Below are 22,956 nucleotides of genomic sequence, written 5' to 3'. Positions count from 1 at the left end.
ACCCGCGACCTCCGGCGTGACAGGCCAGCATTCTAACCAGCTGAACTACCGCTCCACACTCAAACTTTTACCGCGGTGCTGTGGTGGGTGCTGAGGGTTTCGAACCCCCGACCCTCTCCGTGTAAAGGAGACGCTCTACCGCTGAGCTAAGCACCCCAGCGAGCCGCTTAGTTTACAGCATCCTTCAGGGCCTTACCAGCCTTGAACGACGGATTCTTCGAAGCAGCGATCTTGATGGTGTCGCCGGTCTTCGGGTTGCGGCCGGTGCGGGCAGCACGGTCGCGGACCTGGAAGGTACCGAAGCCAACCAGGGTGACCGCATCGCCGTCCTTCAGCGCCTTGGTGACGGCAGCAACGACGGCATCGACAGCGCGGCTGGACTCGGCCTTGGTCAGGTCGGCAGCTTCAGCAACGGCATCGATCAATTCGGTCTTGTTCATTCTCTACAACTCCTTTGGCGGTGGGTTCCGCTTATTCGACAGGGAAGCAACCGCACGCCTTCTGCATGCGGCCGCCATGTGGAAACGGTTCGCCGATTCAGTCATCGCTGACAGCGATCACTCATTCGCGAGTGCTGCTTTTATACCAGTGGCCCTACCCCCACGCAAGCTGGAAAGCCAGCAACGACGCGGGTTTCGGGCCATCGGACAGCGCGCGTCAATGCTTGACGCGCGCGCTTCCACTCGGTTTGGCCTTGCTGCGCACCGTGACACGCTGCGCACTCTTGCGCGCCTTCTTCGGTGCCAGCGGGCGCTCCAGCGCCAGGTCCAGGACTTCTTCGATGTACTTCACCGGCACGATCTCCAGATCGCGGGTGACGTTGGCCGGAATGTCTGCAAGGTCCTTGCGGTTCTCTTCCGGAATGATGACCGTGCGGATACCACCGCGCAGTGCGGCCAGCAGTTTCTCCTTCAAGCCACCGATGGCGGTGACACGACCACGCAGGGTGATCTCACCGGTCATCGCCACGTCGGCACGCACCGGCACCTTGGTCAGCATCGACACCAGCGAGGTGACCATTGCCGCACCGGCACTCGGTCCGTCCTTCGGCGTGGCACCATCGGGCACATGCAGGTGCACGTCGTGCTTCTGCAGGAAGTCGCTGTCGATGCCGAAGCCGACCGCGCGCGAACGCACCACCGACAACGCCGCCGACGCCGATTCCTTCATCACGTTGCCGAGCTGGCCGGTCAGGATCAGCTGGCCCTTGCCCGGCACCAGCGTCGATTCGATCTGCAGCAGATCGCCACCGACTTCGGTCCACGCCAGGCCGGTGACCAGGCCGATCTCGTTCTCTTCCTCGGCGCGGCCGAAATCGAAGCGACGCACACCCAGGTACTTGTCCAGGTTCTTGCTGGACACGCTCACCAGCGCCTTGGACTTCTTCGCGCCCTTCTTCGCCTTCACCGGCTGCGGGCCGGCCAGCGCGATCTCCTTCACCACCTTGCGGCAGATCTTGGCGATCTCGCGTTCCAGGTTGCGCACGCCCGATTCGCGCGTGTAGTAGCGCACGATGTCCTGGATCGCATCGCTGCCGATCTCCAGTTCTTCCGGCTGCAGGCCGTTGGCCTTGATCTGCTTCGGCACCAGGTAGCGGGTGGCGATGTTGAGCTTCTCGTCCTCGGTGTAGCCGGGGATGCGGATCACTTCCATACGGTCCAGCAGCGGGCCGGGAATATTGAGCGAGTTCGAGGTGGCCACGAACATCACTTCGGACAGGTCCAGGTCCACTTCCAGGTAGTGGTCGTTGAACGCGTTGTTCTGCTCCGGGTCGAGCACTTCCAGCAGCGCCGACGACGGATCGCCACGGAAGTCCATCGACATCTTGTCGATCTCGTCGAGCACGAACAGCGGGTTCTTGCTGCCGACCTTGTTGAGGTTCTGCACGATGCGGCCCGGCATCGAACCAACGTAGGTACGACGGTGGCCACGGATCTCGGCTTCATCGCGAACGCCGCCCAGCGACATGCGCACGAACTTGCGGTTGGTAGCCTTGGCGATGGACTGGCCGAGCGAGGTCTTGCCCACGCCCGGCGGCCCGACCAGGCACAGGATCGGGCCCTTCATCTGCTTCACGCGCGACTGCACCGCCAGGTATTCAAGGATGCGCTCCTTGACCTTCTCCAGGCCGTAGTGGTCGGCGTCGAGGGTGTCCTGTGCGGCCTTCAGGTCCTTGCGCACCTTGCTGCGCTTCTTCCACGGCACGCCCAGCAACCACTCCAGGTAGTTGCGCACGACCGCCGCTTCGGCCGACATCGGCGACATCTGCTTGAGCTTGTTCAGTTCATTGCGTGCCTTGGCTTCAACCGCCTTCGGCATGCCGGCTTCGGCGATCTTGCGGGCCAGCTCTTCCAGCTCGCCCGGTGCATCGTCCAGGTCACCCAGTTCCTTCTGGATGGCCTTCATCTGCTCGTTGAGGTAGTACTCGCGCTGGCTCTTTTCCATCTGCGACTTCACGCGGCCACGGATGCGCTTTTCCATCTGCTGCACGTCGATCTCACCATCGACCAGGCCGACCAGCATCTCCAGGCGGTCACCGACGGCCAGCGTTTCCAGCAGGCGCTGCTTGTCGGCCAGGCGCACGCTGATGTGCGCGGCGATGGTGTCGGCCAGGCGGGCCGGCTCATCGATGCCCGACAACGTCTGCAGCAGCTCCGGCGGCAGCTTGCGATTGGTCTTCACGTACTGCTCGAACAGCGACATCAGCGAGCGGGCGATCGCCTCCACCTCGCGTGCTTCGCGCTCGTCGGTGGCGTCGATCTCCACGGCCTGGCCGTGCAGCGAACCGTTACGCTCGTCGACGTGGGTGACCTGCACGCGCGACAGGCCTTCGACCAGCACCTTGATGGTGCCGTCGGGCAGCTTCAGCAGCTGCAGCACCTGCGCCAGCGTACCGACCTGGTAGAGGTCGGCCGCATGCGGGTCGTCGGTCTCGGCCGACTTCTGCGCCAGCAGCAGGATGCGCTTGTCCGATTCCATTGCCTGTTCGAGCGCGTGCATGGACTTGTCACGGCCGACGAACAGCGGGATGACCATGTGCGGGAACACCACTACGTCGCGCAGCGGCAGGACCGGCAGGTCGAGGGTTTCACTTGGGGAACGGGCCATGGGGGCTCCAGGGAAGGGGAAAACCGCCTCCGGGAGGGCATCTTCCGGAGACAAAAAAAGCCGATGGCCCCGTTATGGGGCCATCGGCTTTCAGATGCAAGGCATTCCTTGAAAATCCTTTCCAATCAACAACCTGGAAGGATCACTCGGCGCCTGCGGCCTTCTGTTCAGGGGCCGCCGGGGTCTGGTAGATCAGGTACGGCTCGGACTTGTGCTCGATCACCGACTCGTCCACCACCACCTTGCTGACGTTTTCCTGCGACGGCAGGTCGTACATGGTGTCCAGCAGGACCGATTCGACGATGGTGCGCAGGCCGCGTGCACCGGTCTTGCGCTTGAGCGCCTTCCTGGCGATGGCCGACAACGCGTCCGGACGGAACTCCAGCTCGACGTTCTCCATCTCGAACAGCTTCTTGAACTGCTTGGTGATGGCGTTCTTCGGCTCGGTCAGGATCCTGATCAGGGCCGGCTCGTCCAGCTCCTCCAGGGTCGCCACCACCGGCAGGCGGCCAACGAACTCGGGGATCAGGCCGAACTTGATCAGGTCTTCCGGCTCGACTTCGGCCAGCACCTTGCCCACTTCCTGCTTGCGCTCGCTGCTCTTCACCTTGGCGCCGAAGCCGATGCTGCCGACGTCGGTGGAACGGGCCTGGATCACCTTGTCCAGCCCGGCGAACGCGCCGCCGCAGATGAACAGGATGTTCTTGGTGTCCACCTGCAGGAATTCCTGCTGCGGGTGCTTGCGGCCGCCCTGCGGCGGAACGCTGGCCACGGTGCCTTCGATCAGCTTCAGCAGGGCCTGCTGCACGCCTTCGCCGGACACATCGCGGGTGATCGACGGGTTCTCGCTCTTGCGCGAGATCTTGTCGATTTCATCGATGTAGACGATGCCCTGCTGCGCCTTCTCGACGTCGTAGTCGCACTTCTGCAGCAGCTTCTGGATGATGTTCTCCACGTCCTCGCCCACGTAACCGGCTTCGGTCAGCGTGGTGGCGTCGGCCATGGTGAACGGCACGTTGAGCAGGCGGGCCAGGGTCTCGGCCAGCAGCGTCTTGCCCGAACCGGTCGGGCCGACCAGCAGGATGTTCGACTTCGCCAGTTCGACGTCGTCGTTCTTCTGCCGGCTCTCGATGCGCTTGTAGTGGTTGTACACGGCCACGGCCAAGGTGCGCTTGGCGCGGTTCTGGCCGATCACGTACTGGTCGAGGACCTCGAGGATCTCGCGCGGCTTGGGCAGCGAACTGCGCGCCGACTGCGCCTTTTCCTCAAGTTCCTCACGGATGATGTCGTTGCACAGCTCCACGCACTCATCGCAGATGAATACGCTCGGACCCGCAATCAGCTTGCGCACTTCATGCTGGCTCTTGCCGCAGAAAGAGCAGTAGAGGATCTTGCCGGTGTCCGTGGAACGACCTTGGCGGTCTTCGCTCATGCTTCGCTTACCCAGTTACCCCACCCGCTGAACGGGGGTTCGATTCGAGAATAGCACAGGGCCGAGGGGACACCAGTCCCGCCCGACCCTGCAGGAACGGGGCCTCCCTGGCCCCGTGATGGCCGGTCAGCCGGCCTGGATCGACTCGTCCGGACGACGCTCCAGGACCTGGTCGACCAGACCATAGGCCTGCGCCTCGAAGGCGCTCTTGAAGTTGTCGCGCTCGGTGTCGCGGGCGATCGTCTCCAGCGACTGGCCGGTGTGCTTGGCCAGCACCTCGTTCAGGCGCGAACGCAGGGTCAGGATCTCACGCGCGTGGATGTCGATGTCGGTGGCCTGGCCCTGGTAGCCACCCAGCGGCTGGTGGATCATCACGCGCGAGTTCGGCAGCGCATAGCGCTTGCCAGCTTCGCCCGCGGCCAGCAGCAGGGCGCCCATCGAGGCGGCCTGGCCGATGCAGGTGGTGCTCACATTCGGCTTGATGTACTGCATGGTGTCGTAGATCGCCATGCCGGCGGTGACCACGCCACCCGGCGAGTTGATGTAGATGTTGATGTCCTTTTCCGGGTTCTCCGACTCCAGGAACAGCAACTGCGCCACCACCACGTTGGCCATGTGATCGTCGATCGGGCCCACGAGGAAGATCAGGCGCTCCTTCAACAGGCGCGAATAGATGTCGTAGGCACGCTCGCCGCGGCTGGTCTGCTCGACCACCATCGGAACCAGGTTCAGGGCTTTGGTTCGGTTGTCCATTACGTGAGGTACCTATCTTGGGGGGCAACAACCCCGCGCCGGCAAAGGCGCGGGGCATCCGGTGATCCGCCCGGGCTTACTGGCGGATCGCGTCCTGGAACGACAGCTTCTCTTCGGTGTGCTGGGCACGCTCGGCGATCCAGTCGATCACCTGCTCTTCCATCACACGGTTCTGCAGGCCAGACATCAGCTGGGGGTCGTTGCGGTACATCTCAATGACCTGTTCCGGCTCTTCGTAGGTCGAAGCGATCAGACGCATCGTTTCGTTCAGGCGCTTGGCTTCCAGGCGCAGGTCGTTGATGCGGGCCACTTCACCGACCAGCAGGCCGACCAGCACGCGCTTGGCGGCCGCTTCCTTGAAGCCTTCGTGGGCATCGGCCGGGATCTCGCCGACGTTCTGGCCGTTGCGGCGGATCTGCTCGACCTGCTGGGCCAGCATGGCGCGGGCTTCGTTCTCGACCAGGCGCGGCGGCATTTCCACCGACGAGTAGGCGGCGATCAGCTGCTCGCCCACTTCGCGGCGCAGGCGGTTCATCAGAGCGCCCTTCAGCTCGCGCTCCAGGTTGGCGCGGATGTCGCTGCGGAACTGCTCGACGTCGCCGCCCTTCACGCCGAAGCTCTTGATGAAGGCTTCGTCGACCGCCGGCACAACCGGCTCGGACACTTCGGCGACCTTGACGGTGACCTGCACGGTCTTGCCGGCCAGCACCGGCACGCGCCAGTCAGCCGGGAACTCGACGTCCAGGGTCTTTTCTTCGCCCTTGGCCAGGCCGACCAGGCCCTTTTCGATGGTGTCGAACATCATGCCCTGGCCGAGCACGATCGAACCCTTCTCGGTGCCTTCGGCCGGCAGGCGCTCTTCGCCGGCCTGCGACCAGGTTTCCACCGCGACCAGGTCACCGTCCTGCGCGCCACGGCTGACCGGGGCCCAGGTACGACGCTGGTTCTGCAGGTTTTCGATCATCTGGTCGATGTCGGCGTCGGTGATCTCGGCGCTGTGGCGCACGACGGTCAGCTTGCTGACGTCGATGTCGCCGAAGTCCGGCACCACTTCCACGGTGGCCACGAAGGAGAATTCACCCTCGTCGCCCTTGTCGATGCGCGGGCTGCCGACGATGCGCAGGTCGTGCTCACGCACGGCGGCATCGAAGGTTTCGCGCAGCAGGCCGTCCAGCGCCTCGCCACGGACCTGCGCGCCGAAGCGCTGCTCGATCACCTTGGCCGGCACCTTGCCCGGACGGAAACCCTTGATGCGGGTGGTACGGGCGATTTCGCCCAGGCGGCCGACGATGTGGCTCTGCAGACGCTCTTCCGGCAGCGAGAAGCTCAGGCGGCGTTCCAGGTTGCCGGTGGATTCGATCGAAGCTTGCATGTTGACTCCTGCCACCGGTGGCCCACGCCCCCGGCTCGATGATTGGGATGAAACGGTTGTAAGGACACGACGTCTGGGACGCGCCTGCTTGCCGCAGCCCTTTAGTTTCGCCCAATTCGGCCTGCACTGCCAGCGCGTGCCGGTCAAGGGGGCGCAGATGGCCCAATCAGGGCGGGGACAGGCCGGCACTGGTGCGAAAGGGGGGACTCGAACCCCCACGCCTTGCGGCACTGGAACCTAAATCCAGGGCGTCTACCAATTCCGCCACTTTCGCGTGGCCGGCTCAGGCGTTCATTGTCGCAGGCGGGGGCAGGAAGCGGAAGGCCTGCACAAAACTGAATCTGCCGCGATGGCCGCGCCCCCTGCATCGCTGCCGCCCCGGCGGGCGCACCGCCCGCCAGGACGACTGCGGCTTACTGCTGCGGTACAGCGCGGGCCGGTGCCATGCCTGCATGTTCGGCGGGCGCCTCCCCCTTGCGGATCTCCACGCCCCCGTCGTCGGTACGGCGCAGGGCCACCGACTCAGGCATTACCTTGCGCACATCCACCGAACCGTCCGCATTGCGCTGCACATCCACCGCGTCAGGCAGGACCTCCGCTTCCGCAGGCTGAGCCGGCTGCATCTGCATGGCGTCACCCACCGGGCGCGCCGGAGTGCTCTCCGTGCCCGCATCGCGTTCAACGGTCTTCGCGGGATCATTGGCCGGCGCGCAGGCAGCCAGCGCCATCAACGCGAAGGGAACCCACAGCGTGCGGTGCAATCGATTGATATCAGCCATCAACATCTTCCTTCGTGCATGCGCCTTCGGCGCGGAAGATCCATTGGGTGCGATGCAGGAAGGATGCGGTGAGAAGCAGCGCACAGCATTGAAAACACTGATGACGCGTATGCCCCTGATTTCAGCATCGCTTCAGTAGATCCACGCCATGCGCCGTTTCAGTAGATGAAATGCCACCCGGCGTGCAGGCAAGAAAAAAGCCACTTGGCGAACCAAGTGGGAAGCTGCCGCGCATTCGCGCCGCAGCCCCACGCTTTGCGCGGCAAACCGCGGGCCCCACTTCATCAGCCCCCACATCCCCGCGGCTTTGCCGCGCCCCCTTGACTCAAGGGGGCTCCACACCAGCCAGCGCATAGACATCCGCACGCCCAACCCGGCGCACAGACAAGAAAAAAGCCACTTGGCGAACCAAGTGGCTTTCGTCTGGTGGGCTGTCAAGGATTCGAACCTTGGACCTATTGATTAAGAGTCAACTGCTCTACCAACTGAGCTAACAGCCCGAAATCGGGGCGCGAATTATGACCCGATCCGCTCGGTGGGTGCAAGCACTTTTTTCAACATCGTTGAAACCAGCACTGCGGTCCCGCTGCGTTGCAGATCCACGGCCAGGTGAGGCTCTGCAACCTGTGAGCCATCGGAACGATGGGAGTCACACTTAAAAGAAAAAAGCCACCTGGGATACCAGGTGGCTTCTGTCTTGGTGGGCCGTCAAGGATTCGAACCTTGGACCTATTGATTAAGAGTCAACTGCTCTACCAACTGAGCTAACGGCCCGTGAAACTCAGACGCACATTGTAGCGTGCTTTCTGTTTATTGCAATACCGTTTCGGCTGCGCCGATGCGGTTGAAACAGTGGGGTGGCTGAGGGGATTCGAACCCCCGACCACCGGAATCACAATCCGGTACTCTAACCAACTGAGCTACAGCCACCACTGAAACTTTCGCTCCATCGCCGATGAGACTGACGCTGGACCTTGATGCTTTGCTACCGGGTGGAACCAGAAGTCCGCCCCCTGAAGCGAGTCCGGCATTTTCCGGGAGTCGCGAAGGAATTGCAAGCACTTCTTCACATTGATGTGCAGGGGCAGGGCCAAGGCTTGCCGTTCTCCCCCACCCCTTGTTCAACCCAACGATGCCACTGCTGCGTCGGCAGTCACCACACCACGCCTGGTGCACGGTGGATCAGAGGGCGGCTGCCCATTTGGAGCATCGCGTTGAACGATTCCGCATTGCCGGAAACGCGGCAAGTGATCGACGACGCACCTCATTGCTCGGGCGTTGATCTTCGGCAGAGAAGATGAGGCACCGCGATCCATCGGCAACATCAAACCGCCGACAAGCCGCATGCGCCTGGAAATGACCAGATGCCGCGTGCCATCGCGTTCCTCGACGTTGAGGTCCGCGCATCGATCGCGTCGAACAACGCCTGGAAGCAGCCCGCCACCCGCTTCGCCTGACTCGCGCCTGCCCGCCTCGCCCGCTTTCGCCGAGTGAACACAAAGTGAATGAATCGTGAACAAATCCGGAATGCGAATGGGGGAGATCTGTTCATGCAACGTTAGCTGCTGACATGGAACGCGGCGCTCGCGTTTGCAACCATGCCGGTTCCTGCAACGAAGGTGAGATCAGTAAATGAGAAAGCGGCTAATCGGATTCGTCACGCTGGCAGCGGCACTGGCAGTGGCAGCCGTTGCAGTCTCCAGCTATCGGCAGCAGGAGACGGCTGGCACCACACCGCAGGAATCCGACAGCAGCGGAAGCCAGCAAGGCACGCCTGCTCATGGAGAGCAGCTTCCAGCATCACGCGCAACGGCCGCACAGACGCTTGAAAGCGAGAACAAGATTCCTCGGGGCTCGTACAAGGCAGTGGGACCGAAAGCCTACGAAATCGTCAGGGCAAATGAATTCCGCCCTGCTGGTGACGCGCTCGCCCACGTCAAGCAACTGATGCAGCGCTCCGAATCTGGAGATGCCACGGCGACCTACGAAATCTATCGGACCGTCGAGCAATGCCAGACCTTCATTTCCGATCGCGCTGACAAGCTGGCCGATTCAGCTGCCAGCGTCGGGTCGGGCAACTGGTTCCTGGAAAGATCCGAGCGAATCCTCAAGGAGTGCGAGTCACTCGCTCTGGATCAGGACATCTATCACGCCGATTGGCTCTCGAAAGCCGCCGCCATGGGCTCGCAGGAAGCGATGCGCGCCTACTCACTCTCTCCAGAGAAGGCCATCGGTTCGCTTGATGACGCCATCCGTGACCCGGCGAAGCTTGAGGCATGGAAGGAAACAGCCACCGGGTATCTGCGCGAGCTGGAAGCACAGGGGAACGTCAACGTCATCAGCGACATGGCAATGGCCTACACCTACGGCGGCATCGTTCCTGCAGATCCTGTCGCCGCCCTGGCATACACCCGCGTCCTCAACAGACTGGACCCGCGATTCGCCACAACCAATGACATTGCAACCCGTGAGAAAAACCTGAGCAGCCAACAGAAAGAAACAGCCCGCCTGTCATCCAACGAGATCTTCAAGAACTGTTGCATCCCACGATAAGGACATATTGTGAAAGCTAGACTGATTGGGATTATCCCTTCGCTTGGTAGAAGCTCCATCCCCGCCGTTGCAGGCGTCCTGCTGTTCATGGCGGCAGGGAGTGTTCAAGCGAAAAAGCTTCCTGGCGTCATCAACTGCACCGCCGGGTGCACGCTGGCAACCCCCTATCCGGACCCGGTGACCAACCAGCAGCTTTCCCAAGAGGTTGCAAAGCTCAACGACGGGCGGACAACCGTGTGGACAGCCCAGACCCGAGTCCAGTCAGGCGACGTCCTGACCGTCTGCAACGGCATTTCCTGCGTCAACTACACCTGGCGAAACGGGAAATTCGATTCCGGTGAAGTCATCTCGACCGTTCTTCCGCCCAACTCCCAGGGTGGCGGCGGCGGTGGTGGTGGCGGCGGCGGCGGTGGCGGTGGTGGCAGCGGCCCGATCGGCGGCGGCTGCTACGGCAACTGCGGCGGCGGCAAGGTCCGGGTAGGCGAGCTGGAACAGATGTAACCCACCGCACCGCGACACAAAGAAAAAAGGCCAGCGCAGTGCGCTGGCCTTTTTCGTTGCCCGTTCCGCTACGACCAAGCCGCCACACTCACGGAGACGCCGAGTCAAAACGGAGCTGAATTCAGTAAGCCATTGATTCCAATGGCGCGCCCGACAGGAATCGAACCTGTAACCGCCGGCTTAGAAGGCCGGTGCTCTATCCAGTTGAGCTACGGGCGCCCAGACCGAACGGTGTCCAATCCGACATGGCGTGGGATTGGTCGGGGTAGAGGGATTCGAACCCCCGACATCCTGCTCCCAAAGCAGGCGCGCTACCAGACTGCGCTATACCCCGATCTTGCAATCCCCTCGGGCCGGGCCCGGGGAGCTCGCCATTGTCGCCAAGCGCATCGCGAACTGTCAACGCGGGATGTGCAGGCCTGACGCCTGCCACAGCGCCGGAAGCAGTCATCGGCTATGCTCGCGACCATCGGCCGGATGGCCGTCCTGACCTTCATTCGCACGGAGAACGCGCATGCGCAGCGGCAACCCGGCTCTTTCCGAGTCCACCTTCCTCGACCTTGCCAGTGGCTCGGTGGTGACCAGCCCCGACCAGGCCATGACCCTCAACGGCACCGTCAACAAGACCGGCTTCCTGCTGCTGTTGACCGTGCTGACCGCCGCCTTCGCCTGGAACCAGACCATCGATGACTACGGCCAGGTCATGGCCGGCGCCAAGCTGTATGCCATGGGCGGCGCCATCGGTGGCCTGGTGCTGGCACTGATCACCGTGTTCAAGAAGGAGTGGTCGCCGGTCACCGCACCGATGTACGCGTTGGTGGAAGGCCTGTTCCTCGGCGCCATCTCGGCCGTGTTCAACGCCAAGTTCCCGGGCATCGTGTTCCAGGCCGTGCTGCTGACCTTCGGCACACTGTTCGCGCTGCTGTTCGCGTACCGCAGCGGCCTGATCAAGGCCACCGAGAACTTCAAGATGGGCGTGGTCGCAGCGACCGGCGGCATCGCCCTGCTCTACCTGGCCTCGTTCGTGCTGGGCTTCTTCAACATCGACGTGCCGGTGATCCACGACTCCAGCTGGCTGGGCATCGCCTTCAGCCTGTTCGTGGTCGTCGTGGCCGCGTTGAACCTGGTGCTGGATTTCGACTTCATCGAATCCGGGGTGGCCCAGCGCGCACCGAAGTACATGGAGTGGTATGGCGCATTCGGCCTGATGGTGACCCTGGTCTGGCTGTATGTGGAGTTCCTGCGCCTGCTGTCGAAGATCCAGCAGCGCTGAGCCGCAACATGCCATAGACGACAAAGGGCGCCCTTCGTGGCGCCCTTTGTCGTTCTTCCCTCAGCGCGCCAGCAGTACCGGCAGCGACGACGCCAGCAACGCGATGCCTGACGCGGTCAGCAGGCCCAGCACGACCTGCCGGAAGCGTGCCTCGCTGATGCCGATGTAGACCCGCGCGCCCAGCAGGGTCGGTACCAGCATGGCCGGTGCCACGATGGCGAAGTACGGCAACATCTGCCGGCTCACCAGGCCGCTGCCGACATAGGTGGCCATGGTCACCGCCAGCATCGCCAGGTTGAAGTTCTGGATGACCGCGCGCTGCTCGTCCTTGCCGAAGCCTCGCAGGGTGCTCCACAACGTCGGCACCGGCCCGGCAAAGCCGCCGATGCCACTGAGCACGCCACCGGCCATGCCAGCAATCGCATCACCGATACGGCCGCCGACGCGGACCGGAGGCAACGAGCGCGCCATCAGCATCACCGGGCACCACAGCGCCAGGAAGCCACCCAGCAGCGCCTTGAACCAGTCCATGTCCAGCCGTGGCAGCACCGTCACGCCCAGCGGAATGCCGGCCAGCCCACCCAGCACGAACGGCAGCAGCAGGCGCAGGTTGAAACCGCGGCGCACGGTGAACACTGCGACCAGCTGCCCGACCAGCGCACCAAACACCGAAAGCGTCGCCGCCAGCCGCGGCTCCAGTCCCCACGCCCAGAACGACATCGCCACCATGCCGAAGGCGAAGCCGGACAGGCCCTGCACGAATCCGGCGACGATCGCGCCCAACGCGACCAGCAGATACACCGACTCCATCACCACCCCGGTTGCAGCCGCGCGACTACCCTGCCGCGCCCACCTGTGCAGCGTAGTGCGCCGCAAGGTGCTCGACCAGCGCGCGCACCTTCGGCGCCAACGCCCGCGCGTGCGGATACAGCGCGAAGTAGCGCCGCTGTCCGGCGTGCCAGGCGGGCAGCACACGGATCAGGCGGCCGGCACGCAGGTCCTCCTGCACGGTCAGCGCAGTGAACAGGCTGATGCCCATGCCAGCCAACGCAGCGGCATACAACGCTGGCGTCGCATCCACCCGCAGGCGCTGCCCCGCCTCGATGCTCGCGGCGGCACCGCGTGGCCCCTGCAGCTGCCAGGGCGACATCGCCGCTGTGGGACTGAAACCCAGCAGCGTGTGCTGTGCGAGGTCCGAAGCCTGCCGGGGCAGACCGTGCCGCGCCAGATAGGCCGGTGCGGCGACCAGGATGCGTGGGCAGCTGGCCAGCTCGCGCGCGACCAGCTGGCTGTCCGGCAAGGAAGGCGCGATGCGCAGCGCCAGGTCGAAGCCGCCCCCGACCACATCAACCAGCTGGTCGTCGGCGGAAAGATCCAGCGTGACCTGTGGATAGCGCTGCAGGAACGACGGCAACCAATGCGGCAGCTCCTGGCTGGCGACCACCTGCGGCACGCTGATCCGCACGGTGCCGCTGGGCTGTGCCTGCCCTGCGCGTGCGCGGTCATCCGCCTCCTGCAGGCGATCCAGCAGCGCTGCCGCCTCGCGGTAGTAGTCGCGACCGGCTTCGGTCAGTGACAGCCTGCGGCTGTTGCGATCGAGCAGTCGAACCTGCAGATGTTCTTCCAGCTGCCGCAGTTGCCGTGACATCGCCGAATGGGTGGTACCCAGTCGTTCGGCGGCGGCGGTGAAACTGCCTGCATCGACGATGGCGCGCAGCGCACGCAGGGCGGCGAAATGGTCCATCGGCGGGCGGCTCCAGGTGGCGGGGCCCGCGGCGTGCGGGCCCCGTCAGCTTATCAAGCGCCGTCGCCGGCCTTGCGCACCGGCAGTGCCAGGATCGCGTCAGTCGCCATGACATCGCCGAAGGTGTCCTCAATCTGCGCCAGCGAGGCGTCATGCAGCGCGCGATGACCGATGCGCTGGCCTCCGGCAAGATCCAGATCACGGCTGGCAGTTGCATCGGACGACACGATGACGCGGTAGCCACGCGGTGCCGCTGCGGCATCGCGGGCGGCACCTGCCACGCAGGCATGGGTCTGCAGGCCGGTGACGATCAGGGTGTCGATGCCGGCATCCTTCAGCACCTGGTCGAGCACTGCGGCCGAGTCACCGGCGAACACGCTGACGTTGTCCTTCTGCACCACGGTCTCGCCCTTGCGCGGCTGCAGGTCGCGATGGAAGGCGGCATTGACGCTGCCCTGCGCGAACAGCGGCGCACCCGCCGGCAACACGTGCTGCACATGGATCACGCGGATGCCGTGGGCATCGGCGAACTCGACCACCCGCTTCGCCTGCCGCAGTGCGGCCACGCCATCGGGGATGACCATGCGGCCACCGGCGAAGCCCGGCGCAGCGCTGCCGTCGAAGTATTCGTTCTGGAAGTCGATCACCAGCACGGCGGTCTTCGCCGCATCCAGCGAAGCCACAACGGGTGCACCAGCCATGTGGCGGATGGTGGGATGGGCCGGTTCGGCAGCGGTGACGGGGGTAACGGTGGCCATGCCGATCAGGCTGGCCAGACCAAAGGCGGTGAGGTTCATGTTCAAGCTCCTGTGCGGTGGAAAGTGGGCACATGATGCGGAGCGGACGGCGCACGAACCAGCCATGTAAAAGCACATGATCTGTGCAAATTTCGCACAGACGATCCCCTGTAGAGCCACCCCATGGGTGGCTGCGGACCAAAGCCCCGCCATCCACGCATGGCGTGGATCTACCGAGCCGACCCACAACGCAACGGGGCGCCCGAAGGCGCCCCGCTGTGGTTCCGTCAAGGAACGCCGGCCGCTTACAGGCGGCTGGCGATGGCCTGGGCAAAGCTCATGGTGGTGCCGGTGCCGCCCAGGTCGCCGGTCAGCGAATCCTTGGCTTCCATGGTCGCCACGATGGCCTTGCGCAGGCGCTCGGCATTTTCCGGCTGGCCGACATGGTCCAGCATCTGCGCCGCTGCCAGCAGCAGCGCGCACGGATTGGCCTTGCCCTGGCCAGCGATGTCCGGCGCAGTGCCGTGCACGGCTTCGAAGATCGCCGCGTCCTTGCCGATGTTGGCACCCGGGGCCAGGCCCAGGCCGCCGACGAGGCCGGCGCACAGGTCGGAGATGATGTCGCCGAACAGGTTGGTGGTGACGATCACGTCGAACTGTTCCGGACGCATCACCAGCTGCATGCAGCAGTTGTCGACGATCATTTCCTGGAATTCGATGTCCGGGTACTGCGCAGCCACTTCACGGGCGACATTCAGGAACAGGCCCGAGGTCGACTTGATGATGTTGGCCTTGTGTACGGCGGTGACCTTCTTGCGGCCGGTGCTCTTGGCCAGCTCGAAGGCGTAGCGCACGATGCGCTCGGAGCCCTTGCGGGTGATGCGGGTGCCGGAGAAGGCGGTCTCGCCGTCGGCCGACACTTCCTGGCCTTCGGCCAGGTAGGCACCTTCGGTATTCTCACGCACGGTGATCAGGTCGACGTTGTCGAAACGCGACTTGGTGTTCGGGAAGGTGTGGGCCGGACGCACATTGGCGTACAGGTCGAAGTGACGGCGCAGGCTGACGTTGATCGAGGTGAAGCCACCACCGACCGGGGTGGTCAGCGGGCTCTTCAGCGCGACCTTGTTGCGCGCGATCGATTCCAGGGTCACCGCCGGCATCAGGTCGCCGTGCTTTTCCAGGGCCACCAGGCCGGCGTCGGCGTCTTCGTACTCCAGGCCAGTCTTGAGCTGGTCGAGCACGAACAGGGTAGCGTCCATGATTTCCGGGCCAATGCCGTCGCCGCGGATGACCGTAATTTTCTGCGTCATTGATCGATGTTCCGAACAGGGGGAAAAACGCCGTCCGGACGTGCCCGGAAACGCCGGCGCAAAGGAAGTTTCACCGGCAATTATGCCTGAGCCGGGGCCGAGGTCCCAAATAGACCATGGTCCCAGTGCCCGGCTCAGGCAGAATTGCCCGCGCATCCCACCTTATCCCCGCGCCTGTCGGCGCGCCCCCTTGAACAACAAGGGGGCTCCTGGGCTGTGGGATCACGGGGAAGGCGCCCCGCACGTCCGGTAGTGCCGGCCGCTGGCCGGCAACCTCGGCCATGTGGGGTTCACGGGATGCCGGCCAGCGGCCGGCACTACCGGGAGGGCCGCAGACCCCGGTTCCCGGCGCCCGTCAGGTTCAGTGCGCGTGCGCTTCCGGGGCGGCGGCGCCGCCTTCGAGCTGGTCGAGGAAGTCGACCGCGCGGCGCAGGTGCGGGATCACGATGGAACCGCCCACCACCAGGCCGACCGAGAAGGTCTCGAAGAACTCTTCTCGGGTCACCCCGGCGTCCTTGCACTGGGCCACGTGGTAGCTGATGCAGTCGTCGCAGCGCAGCACCATCGAGGCCACCAGGCCCAGCAGTTCCTTGGTCTTCACATCCAGCGCGCCGGCCTGGTAGGTCTGCGTGTCCAGCGCGAAGAAGCGGCGCACCACCTGGTTCGGCTCGCCCAGGATCCGCTCGTTCATGCGCTTGCGGAAGTCGGTGAACTCGGCGATGCGGTCCTTGCTGCCGTCGTCGGCCGCGCTCATGCCTGGCCCTGCCCGACCAGCAGCGGCTCGAGCTTGCCTTCACGGTGCAGGGCCATCATGTCGTCGTAGCCGCCCACGTGGACGTCGCCGACGAAGATCTGCGGCACGCTGGTACGGCGGGTCAGTGCCATCATCTTCTCGCGCTCGACCGGGTCCAGGTCGATGCGGACCTCGGTCCACTGCTGGCCCTTGCTCTTCAGGAAGTTCTTGGCGGCCACGCAGTACGGGCAGACGGCGGTGGAATAGATGGTGATGGCGGGGGCACCGCCGGCGGTCTGGGCTGTCACGGGAAACTCCACGATGGATCGACGGTCTACATATGGTACCGGTGCGCTGGAATTTCCACGCCACGGCCGCAACACTGTGGATTAACGAATGGTTGCCCCCCACCCTGCCACGCTTGGCGCGCCCTGCCCGAGGACCCACTGCTTGCGAGCCCTGCTGCTGACTACCGCCGTCACCCTGGCCCTGGCCATGCCGCTGGCCCAGGCCCAGGAGAAGCTGCCCGACATCGGCTCCTCGGCCGGCGAGCTGCTGACCCCGGCCCGCCAGGCCGAGTACGGCGCGATGATGCTGCGCGAGCTGCGCAACTACGGCTACCTGCTGGATGACCCGCTGGTCAACGACTGGCTGCAGACCATGGGTACCCGGCTCGGCTCCAACAGCGACCAGCCTCGCCAGCCCTACACGTTCTTCGTGATGAAGGACCGCCAGATCAACGCCTTCGCCACGCTGGGCGGCTATATCGGGGTCAATGCCGGCCTGGTGCTGACCGCCGAGCGCGAAGACGAGGTGGCTGCGGTGCTGTCGCACGAAATCGCGCACGTCACCCAGCAGCACGTGCTGCGCGGGGTCGAGCGTGCCCAGCGCGACCAGATCCCGATCCTGCTCGGCATGCTGGCGGCGGTGGTGGCCGCACAGGCCAGCAACAGCACGTCGTCCGGCAACGCGACGATGGCCGCGATCAGCTCGGGCATGGGCCTGATGCAGCAGCGCCAGATCAACTACACCCGGTCCAACGAGTCCGAGGCCGATCGCCTCGGCATCCGCACCCTGTCGCGCAGCGGTTACGACGTGGACGCCATGGCCGGCTTCTTCGAGCGGATGGCATCGGCGATGCGCGGCAACGAGGGTGGCTACAGCGTGCCCGAGTTCCTGCGCACCCATCCGGTCAACATCACCCGCATCAGCGAGGCGAAGGCCCGCGCCGACCAGATGAAGAAGGACACGGTGCTGCTGACCACCAGCACCCCCAGCGGCGAGCGCAGGGAGCGCGTGGACCCGGCCGATCCCAGCCTGGCCGAACCCCTGTTGCGCGGAACCAACCCGCTGCTGCCCAGCAGCGTGCTGCGCATCCCGATGGGCCAGCTCAGCCGCGGCGCCAGTGGCGACTTCGACTGGGCCCGCGAGCGCCTGCGCGTGCTCAGCGCGGATTCCACCCCCGAGCTGGAACGCGAGTATGCCGATCTGGCCAAGCGTCAGAAGGACGGCCTCAACGATGCCCAGCGCTATGGCCAGGCGCTGGCGGTGATGCGCAGCGGTCGCGCCGGCGCCACCCAGGCCCGGCAGACCTTGGCAGGCCTGCTGCAGACCCGCCCGGACAACCTGTGGCTGGCTCTGGGGCTGGGCGAGGCCGAATCGCGTGCAGGCCAGACCGCCCAGGCCAACAGCCGCTTCGAGCAGCTGCTGCGCCAGCACCCCAACAGCCGTCCGGTGGCGCTGACCTATGCCGAGATCCTGAACGAACAGGGCAGCCGCGAGGCGGGCCAGCGCGCGCAGGCCATGCTGCGGCCCCTGCTGTCGCAAAGCGGTAACGATCCGGTCTTCCAGCAGCGGTACGCCCGCGCCAGCGAGTTGGCCGGCGACAGCGTGCGTGCCAGCGAGGCCTATGCCGAGGCGGCCTTCCTCAGCGGCCGCCCGGAACAGTCGCTGATGCAGCTGCAGGCGCTCAAGCGCAACCCGGCACTGGACTATGTCGGCCGGGCCCGGGTGGACGCGCGCATCGAAGCGATCACTCCCACCGTGCTTGAGCTGCGCCGCCAGGGCGTGCAGGACCCGGATCTGGACCGCCGCTGAGCGCTGCATGACCGGTCGATGGCAATCCAGGCTGGTTCCGGCCTGGTAGTCACAAACATGTCATCAAACCGTAGTCTACTGGCACCACTCCAGTAACCGAGCCCTACGGTGTCCTCGTGCAGAAACGCATCCTGATCGTCGATGACGAGCCCGCGATCCGTGAAATGGTCGCCTTCGCCCTTCGCAAGGGCGATTACGAACCGGTCCACGCCGGCGACGCCCGTGAGGCCCAGACCGCCATCGCCGACCGCGTCCCCGACCTGATCCTGCTGGACTGGATGCTGCCCGGCACCAGTGGCCTGGACCTGGCCCGGCGCTGGCGCAAGGAAACGCTGACCCGCGAAGTGCCGATCATCATGCTGACCGCCCGTGGCGAAGAGAACGACCGCGTCGGTGGCCTTGAAGCCGGCGTCGACGACTACGTGGTCAAGCCGTTCTCGGCGCGCGAACTGCTGGCGCGCATCCGTGCGGTGATGCGCCGCGCCCGCGAGGACGACGAGGACGGCAGCGTGGCGGTCGGCCCGATCCGCATCGACGGCGCCGCCCATCGCGTGTTCGCCAACGACCAGCCGGTGCCGATCGGCCCGACCGAATACCGCCTGCTGCACTTCTTCATGACCCACCCGGAGCGCGTCTATACCCGCGCCCAGCTGCTGGACCATGTGTGGGGCGGCAGCGTGTACGTGGAGGAGCGCACCATCGACGTGCACATCCGCCGCCTGCGCAAGACGCTGGAACCGTTCAATGCCGAAAACATGGTGCAGACCGTGCGCGGCGCCGGCTACCGCTTCTCCACTGCTACCTGAGTCTCGTCGTGCCGGCGCCACGCACCTGCGGGTGCCGGCGCCGGCAACTCTGCTATAACCCTCGGTTCACCCCAGTGAACCGCCGCACCTCAACGACGAGATCGCAATGCCCCGCCACATCCGCTCTGCCTGGTTGAAGACCCTGGCCACCGTTGCCGCGGTACTGCTGTTCGCCGGACTGGTGGGGTGGTTCACGGGCCATCTGTGGTTGTGCATCGCGTTGGGCGCGCTGGCCACGCTGGCATGGCATTACTGGCGCCTGCGCAGCGTGCTGCGGCGGCTGACCGCGCGCCAGCGCTGGGATACCGCCGAAGAAGGCACCGGCGTCTGGAACGAGCTGGACCGCCTGCTGTACCGCAACCAGGTGGAAATGCGCGTGCGCAAGCGCCGCCTGCTGGACATGCTGCGCAGCTATCGCGCTGCGGCCGCCGCACTTCCCGATGCGGTGGTGGTGCTGGACCGCAACAGCCAGCGCGTGCAGTGGTTCAACGAAGCGGCCACCGCCCTGCTCGGCCTGCATCACCCCGGCGACCTCGGCGAAGCCCTGGTTGAACGCCTGCAGCCGATGCCGCTGGCGCACTGGCTGGCCGGCGGCCGTAACGCCGAACCGATCCTCGACGTGCCTTCGCCGGTCGATCCGGCGATCCGCCTGAACCTGCGCCTGATTCCCTATTCGTCGGATTACTGGCTGCTGATCGCCCGCGACGTCAGCAAGCTGCTGCGCCTGGAACAGGTGCGCCGCGATTTCGTGGCCAACGTTTCACACGAACTGCGCACGCCGCTCACCGTGGTGCACGGCTACCTGGACATGATGGACCCGGAGGACTTCCCGGGAACCGGACCGATGCTGGAAGAAATGCGCAAGCAGAGCCAGCGCATGGCCCAGCTGGTGGAAGACCTGCTGACCCTGTCGCGCCTCGAATCGCAGGAACACAGCGAGGAAGAGACCGTGGCCATGCAACCGATGCTGGCGACCCTGCGCCGCGAAGCCGAAGCGCACAGCCAGGGCCGCCACCAGATCAGCATCGACGACCTGGCCGGCGTTGACCTGCAGGGCTCGACCAAGGAACTGCACAGCGCCTTCTCCAACCTGGTCACCAATGCGGTGCGCTATACGCCGGCCGGTGGCCGCATCGCCGTGGAGTTCCGCCGCGAAGGCGACGGTGCCGTGCTGGCGGTGCGCGATTCCGGCTATGGCATCCCGGCCTCCCACCTGCCGCGCCTGACCGAACGTTTTTACCGTGTCTCCAGCAGCCGCTCCCGCGAAAGCGGCGGTACCGGCCTGGGCCTGTCCATCGTCAAACACATCCTCGGCCTGCACCACGCACGGCTGGAGATTGAAAGCGAGGTCGGCAAGGGCTCGGTGTTCTCCTGCCATTTCGATGCCGACCACGTGCGCCCGCGCGAGTCCGCCCCCCTGACCTCCATCGAAGAATGACGCCATGAGCAGCCTCGGATCCCTCCCCCTCCCCGTGAGCCCGGACAACGATCCGTTGCGCGACCCGGCGCTGTACATCAACCGCGAGCTGTCGCAGCTGGATTTCAACTTCCGCGTGCTGGCGCAGGCGATGGACCCGCAGGTGCCGCTGCTGGAGCGCCTGCGCTTCATGTGCATCTCCTGCACCAACCTCGACGAGTTCTTCGAGATCCGCGCCGCCGCCGTACGCCACGCGCAGGAATTCGGCCTGCCGCCGGCGCCGGACGGGATGAGCCCGCAGGCCATCCTCAACGCCATCCATGACCGCGCCGCGGAACTGGTGGACCAGCAGTACCGCTGCTGGAACGAGACGCTGCGCCCGGCGCTGATGGAGGCCGGCATCGGCGTGCTCGGCCGCCATTCCTGGACCGATCGCCAGAAGCGCTGGCTGCGTGCGTACTTCCGCAACGAGATCATGCCGGTGCTGTCGCCGCTGGGCCTGGACCCGGTGCACCCGTTCCCGAAGATCCTCAACAAGTCGCTGAACATCGTGGTGGTCCTGAAGGGCACCGACGCGTTCGGCCGCGCCGGCCACCTGGCCATCGTGCGTGCGCCGCGCTCGCTGCCGCGCATCATCCAGCTGCCGGAGAAACTCGGCGGTCCGCAGAACTTCGTGTTCCTGTCCTCGGTGCTGTCCACGTTCGTCGATGAACTGTTCCCGGGCATGGAAGTCCAGGGGGCCTACCAGTTCCGCGTTACCCGCAACTCCGAGCTGGTGGTGGACGAGGAGGAAGTGGAGAACCTGGCGCTGGCACTGCGCGACGAACTGGTCGACCGCGGCTACCGGCCGGCAGTGCGCCTGGAAATCGCGCAGGACATGCCGCGCGACATCGTGCGGACCCTGCTGCAGAACTTCGGCCTGACCGAGAACGCGGTGTACCGCATCGACGGCCCGGTCAACCTCAACCGCATCATCCAGCTGTACGACCTGATCGCACAGCCGGACCTGAAGTACCCGCCGATGACCCCGCGCACGCTGCGCGACAGCGACGGCATCTTCGAGACAGTGGCGCGCCACGACCTGCTGCTGCATCACCCGTTCGATGCCTTCACCGCCGTGCTGGACCTGATCCGGCAGGCGGCGGTCGATCCCAACGTGCTGGCGATCAAGCAGACCCTGTACCGCACCGGCAAGGATTCGCTGATTGTCGATGCACTGATCCAGGCCGCACGCAACGGCAAGGACGTGACCGTGGTGGTCGAACTGCGCGCCCGCTTCGACGAGGAAGCCAACCTCGGCCTGGCTGATCGCCTGCAGGAGGCCGGCGTGCAGGTGGTGTATGGCGTGGTCGGCTACAAGACCCACGCCAAGATGCTGCTGATCGTGCGCCGCGAGGGCCGCAAGCTGCGCCGCTATGTGCACCTCGGTACCGGCAACTACCACAGCGGTACCGCCCGTGCGTACACCGACATCAGCCTGATCACTGCCGATGCGGACATCGGCAACGATGTGCACCTGCTGTTCCAGCAGCTGTCCGGGCTGGCCTCGAAGATGAAGCTCAAGCGCCTGCTGCAGTCGCCCTTCACCCTGCACACCGGCATCCTCGGCCGCATCGAGCGCGAGACGCGCATCGCCGCCGCCGGCCGCCCGGCGCGGATCATCGCCAAGATGAACGCCCTGAACGAACCGCAGGTGGTGCGCGCGCTGTACGCCGCCTCGCAGGCCGGCGTGCAGATCGACCTGATCATCCGCGGCGCCTGCACTCTGCGCCCGGGTGTGCCGGGCATCTCGGACAACATCCGCGTGCGCTCGATCGTCGGCCGCTTCCTGGAGCACAGCCGCGTCTACTGGTTCGGCAACGACGGCGCACCGGAGATGTACTGCGCCAGCGCCGACTGGCTGGAGCGCAACCTGCTGCGCCGGGTCGAGACCTGCTTCCCGATCCTCGACCCGGAGCTGGCCAAGCGGGTCTACCGCGAGGTCCTGCAGAACTACCTGGACGACAACCTCAATGCCTGGGAACTGGATGCCGACGGCATCTACCACAAGCGTGCGCCCGCCCACGACGAGGCACCGCATTCTGCGCAGATGGCACTGATGCAGGGGCTCTGACCCGGTAGGTGCCGACCTTGGTCGGCACGTTTGGATTCATCCACGCATGGCGTGGATCTACCGTGTCGACCAAGGTCGACACCCACCAACAGCCGCGCAGAACGCCGTCCCGGCAGATCGCAGAGAACTGTCGAAGGCGGGTTGGGTCCGGTTGCGGGGGCGTGAGCGCCATGGATGGCGCGACCGAGCTTACATGGACGTACTTGCAGCGTCCCCCGCAGCCGGACT

The 22,956-nt window shown here is 65.2% G+C and carries 19 protein-coding genes and 7 tRNA genes; 7 read left to right on the top strand and 19 right to left on the bottom strand.

Annotation, left to right across the window (positions count from 1 at the left end):
- Positions 1 to 81: 81 nt before the first annotated feature.
- From R1L06_RS15630 to R1L06_RS15580, 11 genes are all read right to left on the bottom strand, one after another.
- Positions 82 to 156: transfer RNA gene (locus R1L06_RS15630), tRNA-Val, on the bottom strand.
- A gap of 11 nt (positions 157 to 167) precedes the next feature.
- Entirely contained in the window at positions 168 to 440 is a 273-nt protein-coding gene (hbs, locus tag R1L06_RS15625) for a non-specific DNA-binding protein Hbs (RefSeq protein ID WP_004146343.1), read from the bottom strand.
- Between the two features lie 217 nt (positions 441 to 657).
- The gene (lon, locus tag R1L06_RS15620) at positions 658 to 3,108 is read right to left on the bottom strand and encodes an endopeptidase La (RefSeq protein ID WP_032129321.1); all 2,451 of its coding nucleotides are present in this window, start codon (positions 3,106 to 3,108) and stop codon (positions 658 to 660) included.
- Positions 3,109 to 3,250: 142 nt separating this feature from the next.
- On the bottom strand, positions 3,251 to 4,540 hold the full coding sequence (gene clpX, locus R1L06_RS15615; protein ID WP_032129320.1) for an ATP-dependent Clp protease ATP-binding subunit ClpX: 1,290 nt from the start codon (positions 4,538 to 4,540) through the stop codon (positions 3,251 to 3,253).
- A 126-nt stretch (positions 4,541 to 4,666) separates the two neighbouring features.
- On the bottom strand, positions 4,667 to 5,293 hold the full coding sequence (clpP, locus tag R1L06_RS15610; protein WP_004146318.1) for an ATP-dependent Clp endopeptidase proteolytic subunit ClpP: 627 nt from the start codon (positions 5,291 to 5,293) through the stop codon (positions 4,667 to 4,669).
- 76 nt (positions 5,294 to 5,369) lie between these two features.
- Positions 5,370 to 6,665 carry a trigger factor gene (gene tig, locus R1L06_RS15605; RefSeq protein WP_049400909.1) on the bottom strand — a complete coding sequence of 432 codons (1,296 nt, stop codon included), beginning with the start codon at positions 6,663 to 6,665 and terminating at the stop codon, positions 5,370 to 5,372.
- 189 nt (positions 6,666 to 6,854) lie between these two features.
- Positions 6,855 to 6,939: transfer RNA gene (locus R1L06_RS15600), tRNA-Leu, on the bottom strand.
- Between the two features lie 139 nt (positions 6,940 to 7,078).
- Positions 7,079 to 7,444, bottom strand: coding sequence for a hypothetical protein (locus R1L06_RS15595; RefSeq protein WP_317218157.1), 366 nt, complete (start codon positions 7,442 to 7,444; stop codon positions 7,079 to 7,081).
- Between the two features lie 424 nt (positions 7,445 to 7,868).
- Positions 7,869 to 7,944 (bottom strand) — tRNA-Lys (locus R1L06_RS15590).
- Positions 7,945 to 8,142: 198 nt separating this feature from the next.
- Positions 8,143 to 8,218, bottom strand: a tRNA-Lys gene (locus R1L06_RS15585).
- Between the two features lie 79 nt (positions 8,219 to 8,297).
- Positions 8,298 to 8,374 (bottom strand) — tRNA-His (locus tag R1L06_RS15580).
- Between the two features lie 702 nt (positions 8,375 to 9,076).
- Between R1L06_RS15580 and R1L06_RS15575 the strand changes: the two genes are divergently transcribed.
- Both R1L06_RS15575 and R1L06_RS15570 read left to right on the top strand, forming a co-directional pair.
- Positions 9,077 to 9,997, top strand: a complete 921-nt coding sequence (locus R1L06_RS15575) for a hypothetical protein (protein ID WP_317218156.1) — start codon at positions 9,077 to 9,079, stop codon at positions 9,995 to 9,997.
- A gap of 9 nt (positions 9,998 to 10,006) precedes the next feature.
- On the top strand, positions 10,007 to 10,498 hold the full coding sequence (locus R1L06_RS15570; protein ID WP_317218155.1) for a hypothetical protein: 492 nt from the start codon (positions 10,007 to 10,009) through the stop codon (positions 10,496 to 10,498).
- A 142-nt stretch (positions 10,499 to 10,640) separates the two neighbouring features.
- Here R1L06_RS15570 and R1L06_RS15565 read toward each other — a convergent pair.
- Together R1L06_RS15565 and R1L06_RS15560 are read right to left on the bottom strand one after the other, a co-directional pair.
- Positions 10,641 to 10,717, bottom strand: a tRNA-Arg gene (locus tag R1L06_RS15565).
- Between the two features lie 38 nt (positions 10,718 to 10,755).
- Positions 10,756 to 10,832, bottom strand: a tRNA-Pro gene (locus R1L06_RS15560).
- Between the two features lie 180 nt (positions 10,833 to 11,012).
- On the opposite strand from R1L06_RS15560, the gene R1L06_RS15555 reads away from it, so the two are divergent.
- On the top strand, positions 11,013 to 11,771 hold the full coding sequence (locus tag R1L06_RS15555) for a Bax inhibitor-1/YccA family protein (RefSeq protein ID WP_317218154.1): 759 nt from the start codon (positions 11,013 to 11,015) through the stop codon (positions 11,769 to 11,771).
- Positions 11,772 to 11,831: 60 nt separating this feature from the next.
- On the opposite strand, the gene R1L06_RS15550 is transcribed toward R1L06_RS15555, so the two are convergent.
- From R1L06_RS15550 to grxC, 6 genes are all read right to left on the bottom strand, one after another.
- A complete protein-coding gene (locus R1L06_RS15550; protein WP_032129085.1) occupies positions 11,832 to 12,581 on the bottom strand; it encodes a sulfite exporter TauE/SafE family protein in 750 nt (249 codons plus the stop codon).
- Positions 12,582 to 12,606: 25 nt separating this feature from the next.
- Positions 12,607 to 13,515, bottom strand: a complete 909-nt coding sequence (locus tag R1L06_RS15545; RefSeq protein WP_100437398.1) for a LysR family transcriptional regulator — start codon at positions 13,513 to 13,515, stop codon at positions 12,607 to 12,609.
- A 53-nt stretch (positions 13,516 to 13,568) separates the two neighbouring features.
- Positions 13,569 to 14,312 (bottom strand): cysteine hydrolase family protein, encoded by a 744-nt coding sequence (locus tag R1L06_RS15540; RefSeq protein ID WP_049400917.1) that lies wholly within the window; start codon positions 14,310 to 14,312, stop codon positions 13,569 to 13,571.
- 245 nt (positions 14,313 to 14,557) lie between these two features.
- A complete protein-coding gene (locus R1L06_RS15535) occupies positions 14,558 to 15,562 on the bottom strand; it encodes an isocitrate dehydrogenase (protein ID WP_032129081.1) in 1,005 nt (334 codons plus the stop codon).
- A gap of 361 nt (positions 15,563 to 15,923) precedes the next feature.
- Entirely contained in the window at positions 15,924 to 16,316 is a 393-nt protein-coding gene (locus R1L06_RS15530) for a carboxymuconolactone decarboxylase family protein (RefSeq protein ID WP_004146041.1), read from the bottom strand.
- The gene (gene grxC, locus R1L06_RS15525; protein ID WP_317218153.1) at positions 16,313 to 16,603 is read right to left on the bottom strand and encodes a glutaredoxin 3; all 291 of its coding nucleotides are present in this window, start codon (positions 16,601 to 16,603) and stop codon (positions 16,313 to 16,315) included. Before grxC ends, R1L06_RS15530 begins: the two co-directional genes overlap by 4 nt.
- A gap of 142 nt (positions 16,604 to 16,745) precedes the next feature.
- On the opposite strand from grxC, the gene R1L06_RS15520 reads away from it, so the two are divergent.
- From R1L06_RS15520 to ppk1, 4 genes are all read left to right on the top strand, one after another.
- Entirely contained in the window at positions 16,746 to 18,392 is a 1,647-nt protein-coding gene (locus R1L06_RS15520) for a M48 family metalloprotease (RefSeq protein WP_032129079.1), read from the top strand.
- A gap of 116 nt (positions 18,393 to 18,508) precedes the next feature.
- A complete protein-coding gene (gene phoB / locus R1L06_RS15515) occupies positions 18,509 to 19,198 on the top strand; it encodes a phosphate regulon transcriptional regulator PhoB (RefSeq protein WP_005408258.1) in 690 nt (229 codons plus the stop codon).
- 106 nt (positions 19,199 to 19,304) lie between these two features.
- Positions 19,305 to 20,636, top strand: coding sequence for a phosphate regulon sensor histidine kinase PhoR (phoR, locus tag R1L06_RS15510; RefSeq protein WP_032129078.1), 1,332 nt, complete (start codon positions 19,305 to 19,307; stop codon positions 20,634 to 20,636).
- Between the two features lie 4 nt (positions 20,637 to 20,640).
- On the top strand, positions 20,641 to 22,728 hold the full coding sequence (ppk1, locus tag R1L06_RS15505) for a polyphosphate kinase 1 (RefSeq protein WP_049400920.1): 2,088 nt from the start codon (positions 20,641 to 20,643) through the stop codon (positions 22,726 to 22,728).
- Positions 22,729 to 22,956 lie beyond the last annotated feature (228 nt).

It is taken from the genome of Stenotrophomonas mexicanensis (genome assembly GCF_032911605.1).
In the GTDB taxonomy this organism is placed as follows: domain Bacteria; phylum Pseudomonadota; class Gammaproteobacteria; order Xanthomonadales; family Xanthomonadaceae; genus Stenotrophomonas; species Stenotrophomonas maltophilia_A.
The sequence above is the reverse complement of the archived record's forward strand: the minus strand, read 5'-3'. Positions and strand labels throughout refer to the sequence as shown.